This is a genomic window from Mariniflexile gromovii (assembly GCF_017814435.1).
Classification (GTDB): Bacteria; Bacteroidota; Bacteroidia; order Flavobacteriales; family Flavobacteriaceae; genus Mariniflexile; species Mariniflexile gromovii.
In genome coordinates, this window is record NZ_JAGJCB010000042.1 from 1 (window position 1) to 4,670 (window position 4,670).

A 4,670-nucleotide genomic window follows, 5' to 3' on the forward strand; every position below is an offset into this window, starting at 1 on the left:
TGTGTATGTCAATTCCTATGTATAACTTTGGTTGGGCAGTTTGTTCAGGTTTCATATCTTAATTGTTTTGGTGAACTTTAAAGATACTGGACTTTCTGCTTTTTCATGAATGCTATAAAAAATTGCTGTTTTGTGCTTAACCAAAGTTAGTTGTTTTGTTTGCTAGCTTCTGATTTTCCTTCGGAAAATCCTCGCACACAAACACGCAACTTTCCATATACGTAACCGTTAGCTGTCATTTGAAAATGAATATATTTAGAAAGAAAAAACATCCAAAAGAAATTGTCGATACTGACAATGAAAATCACTCTCAACCCATTGTGACTGAAATTAAATTGGATAAACGCTTCCGATTTATGTACGAGAACTTTGTAATTTCAAGTCAACAGGAATTATATCTTTTACTTGAGGAAAAAGACGGAATTATTGATTTGCTATGCTTCACTTCTGTATCGATTTATAAATATGGCTATCCTAATGATGAAATTGGACATCCACTTCAAAAATATGGATTAGGTTTTTACGGATTTTTTGAAGTAAAAAACTCTCAATGGATTGCCGAAATCGAAAAAATGAACAGTTCGCACCCGAAACATATCAAAGGACTTTCGTCTGATAGAAAACATTACGTAGCAAAATTTAAGGATGTAACGCTCGAAGTTGTATGCAAATCTTACGAATTAAAGCAAATGACTAAAAACGAATTGAATGAAATAATAACCGAACAAATAAATTACATAAAAAACGACAGCTAACAATGTATAACCGCAATTACGGCGGATTCGACTACGTCCGAATCCACTCGGAATTGCTAAAGTCTGTGCCAAACCGAAAATTAACGCATATTAACCCGTAACTGACGGTTATACGAGACCGTTGGGCATCATTTGAAAAACAACCAAATTTAATTATTTGCTATTTATTTGCATAATTTAGATTTTATTATACATTTGCATAAATAAAAACAAATAAAATGATACTCGAATTTAGTGTAGAAAATTTCTTATCCTTTAAAGATTTGACTACTCTTTCAATGGTGAAAGCTAAATCATTTAAAGAACATAATGAATCTCATACTTTTCAAATAGATTCAAAATTAAGTTTGCTTAAATCTGCTATTATTTATGGAAATAATGCTAGCGGAAAAAGTAACTTATTAGAAGCTATGGGATTTATGAAAGGAACTGTAATAAATTCCTTTCGTGATGCACTTATGGAAAATAACGAAAGAAAATTTCCATTAGAAAAATTTATCTTAAATTCTAAAACTGAAAACGAATCTAGTTACTTCGAAATAGTATTTATAAATAACAATATAAAATATAGATATGGTTTTGAAATAGATGATAATAAAATTATTGCTGAATGGTTGTTTCATACAACCTCTAAAGAAGTTTACCTTTTTAAGAGAGACTTGCAAGATATTCAAATAAATAAATCATCTTTTGGGGAGGCTATAGGAAAAGAAACTGATGTAAAAGAAAACGTACTATTCCTTTCATTATTAGCAACACTAGGAAAAGACACTTCATCTAGTATAGTTGAATGGTTTAAAAAATTTAATTTTGTTAATGGTATACACGACAGAGGACATAAAAGGTATACTATAGATAAATTAAAATCAGATAAAAACTTTTTCAATTGGGTTTTACATTTTATAAAGTATTTAGAAATATCTAATTTATCCACCACTGAAGAAGATGTAAACGATATTGATTTGGATGTCTTAAAAGAAAAAGAAAAGGATGAAGAAATAATCAACCTTTTAACAAGCATTCATAAAATTCAATCTAAACAACCTAAAAGAGATCAACTTATTACATACCATAGAAAATATGATGAAAATAATATTTTAGTTGATACTGTACCTTTTAACTTTGATAAACAAGAATCTGAAGGAACAAAAAAGTTATTATACTTATTAGGACCATGGTTTGATACATTACAAAATGGAAAAGTTCTTTTAGTAGATGAATTAGACTCAAGACTTCATAGTCATTTAACATTGAGACTAATTGATTTTTTCCATAAGTTTAATACAAAACATGCTCAATTAATATGTGCTGTTCATGATATTTCGCTTTTAAACAAAGAAACCTTTAGAAGAGACCAAATATGGTTTGTTGAAAAAAATCAATTCGGAGCATCCGAATTAGTTTCTTTAGGAGATTTTAAAACAAATAAAGTTCGTAATAAATCAGCATTTGACAAAAATTACTTAGATGGTAAATATGGAGCAATCCCTTATTTTAATATTGATGAAAAATTAAATCAATTGCTTTATGGGGAAGGGAAATAAATTTAAATCAAGAAGTAAAGCTTCATTAAATCGAAAATCAAAAAAAATTGATACTAGAGATTCTAGAAAAGAACCTTTTATTGTTTTTAGTTTTAAAGATTTTGACATTAATCAAGGACAAGATTTTGAAGAATGGGAAGAAGAAAAGCTTCTCGCTCTAATGGTCAATAAATTGAAAGCTGTATCACATATTACTATGGCTCAAGCTACTGCACAACAAATTATTAAACCATATACAAAAGTAAGTTTTCCGCCAGACTCAGCTTTTGTACATCCAAAACATGTTTTACCCGATGTAACTTGGTGTACAATGCATATTCAAGGAAAAGAATGTATAATTGGTCATATTGAGGATAACGTGTTTCATATTGTATTTTTAGATAAAGAACATGAATTCTGGAAAACTAAAAAGAGGAATACATAAAAACGAATGCCCAACACCGGCTAAACTTCATGCGGGTTCTGTGCTTTCTCAAAGTTTTGTGTATATTTACTAAGTCGCCAAATCTTGTTGATTTGGCTTTGTGAAAACAAAGAAACAAATCCAAACAAAAAGCTTCGGCTTAGTACGTGTTCGAAAATCTTGTCGATTTTCAAGCCCGCACAAAGCCTAGCCAAAACCGTTAGCAGAAATTTAAACAAACACCTGTCTATTCTATAACTTAACTTCACAAATCAAACTTAATGATTAAAAATTTTGAATATAAAGGTTTGTGGTTTTTACCATCAAATGCGAATAAAAAAATTCCAGGTATTCTAAAATACGATTATGAAAATAATAAGAATACTCTTGAACTTATTGGAAGTTTTTATGAATACTCAAATTATGAAGGAGAAGATATAATATTAGGTATTACTACAGATGGTGATGACATTACGCTAAGTGATTGTAGTTTCAAGTCATCAACTGGAATACCAAGAAACAAACCTAACAAAACAAGCAAAAATGAAGAAAATGAATTTTCTACTTTAAATTTTCGAATTAGAACAGTTTTAAAAGGACATCATTTTTTAAAAAAAGAAGATTTAGTTTTTCAACAAATTTATTTAGAAATATTCAACCTTGACGAATGGATTGGTATTAGTGGATTTGAAACTGATAACGACTACAAAAACAATACAAAAAACATTAACTACCAAACACCTGAACCAATAAAAGTCAATGTTAATGACGATATTGATTTAGAGATAAAGTTTTTATCAAATCACCCAATTAAGTTTCGTTTTACAAAAGAGCTTAAACTAAGTCAGAAAACCATATTTTCACTTCAATCAAAAAAATATAAAACTTTAAATGAATTTATTTATCTAGTTCAAAAATTCAAATATTTTCTATCTACATCTTTACAGAAACCTTCAAGAATTGAAAACATTGAACTTTATAGTGATAAAATAACTGAAAATATTGGAAGTCAAGAAATGTTACAAAAAGCCATTAATGGTTATCAAATTATAAATCCAGAATTAAAATTTGAACAAAAACAGCATCCATGGGAAATGCTTTTTACTTTTAATGATATAAAAAGTGATTTCGAACTTATAATGAAAAATTGGTTTAGTAATTACGAACACTTTGAAGCACCTTTTAACCTTGTTCTTAACCAATATTACGTATCAAAGTATTATTTAGAAAACTTGTTTATTAATGTAGCTCAAGCAGCTGAGAGTTTTCATAGAAGACTAGATTTGGTTGATGATACACCAAAGAAAGAGCAGGATTTAGAATTTGAGAATAAAGTAAACCGAGTAATCGACTCATCACCAACCGAACTGAAAGCTTGGGTTAAATCCAGAATATCAAAACCAAAACATTTTTACGATGCTAGATTAAAATACATATTAAAAGAATTCTCTAATAATGAATTAGACAAAATGATTGGTAGCCATAAAATTTTTGTAAAAGATGTTGTCATGTCAAGAAATTACTATACTCATTATAACAAAGCACAAAAGAAAGATGCTGCTGACGGAATTGAATTAGTTAGGTTGTATCAGAAATTGAAACTTTTATTAATAAGTGCGTTTCTAATTGAATCGGGATTTGACAAATCTAAATTGGAAAGTTTGATTAAAGAAAAATCATATAACCTGTTTGGACATTTATTGGAATAAAAAACTTCTGCTAACAACGTGTATAATTAATTGCTTTGGCAAGTGCTTATTTGGAAAATTCCTTCGGAATTTTCTCGCGTTCGTTTTTGTTTACTAAATTAGTTGCTGAAACACGCAACTAACCATACACAAAACCGTTACCATACATTTGAGAAATGACGAACACATTAAAATATTTAGGACTGATTTTAATATTATCTGTAATCGGATTTTTAATTCGAGATTACTTTTTTGACTTTTCTCTTTCCCAAATAGCCAA

Annotated in this window: 4 protein-coding genes; all 4 read left to right on the forward strand. The window is 28.8% G+C overall.

Annotated elements, in window-relative coordinates:
* Window positions 1–245: 245 nt before the first annotated feature.
* Entirely contained in the window at window positions 246–755 is a 510-nt protein-coding gene (locus J8H85_RS18710; protein WP_209657210.1) for a hypothetical protein, read from the forward strand.
* Between the two features lie 218 nt (window positions 756–973).
* Window positions 974–2,299, forward strand: coding sequence for an AAA family ATPase (locus J8H85_RS18715; protein ID WP_209657212.1), 1,326 nt, complete (start codon window positions 974–976; stop codon window positions 2,297–2,299).
* Complete coding sequence (locus J8H85_RS18720; RefSeq protein WP_209657214.1) at window positions 2,283–2,723, forward strand: hypothetical protein; 441 nt, start codon at window positions 2,283–2,285, stop codon at window positions 2,721–2,723. The genes J8H85_RS18715 and J8H85_RS18720 overlap by 17 nt, the downstream gene beginning before the upstream one ends.
* Before the next feature lie 260 nt (window positions 2,724–2,983).
* Entirely contained in the window at window positions 2,984–4,411 is a 1,428-nt protein-coding gene (locus J8H85_RS18725; RefSeq protein ID WP_209657215.1) for an ApeA N-terminal domain 1-containing protein, read from the forward strand.
* Window positions 4,412–4,670 lie beyond the last annotated feature (259 nt).

Coding starts and splice junctions, on each gene's coding strand:
- J8H85_RS18710 (WP_209657210.1), top strand. CDS start 246: ATGAATATATTTAGAAAGAAAAAACATCCAAAAGAAATTGTCGATACT.
- J8H85_RS18715 (WP_209657212.1), top strand. CDS start 974: ATGATACTCGAATTTAGTGTAGAAAATTTCTTATCCTTTAAAGATTTG.
- J8H85_RS18720 (WP_209657214.1), top strand. CDS start 2,283: ATGGGGAAGGGAAATAAATTTAAATCAAGAAGTAAAGCTTCATTAAAT.
- J8H85_RS18725 (WP_209657215.1), top strand. CDS start 2,984: ATGATTAAAAATTTTGAATATAAAGGTTTGTGGTTTTTACCATCAAAT.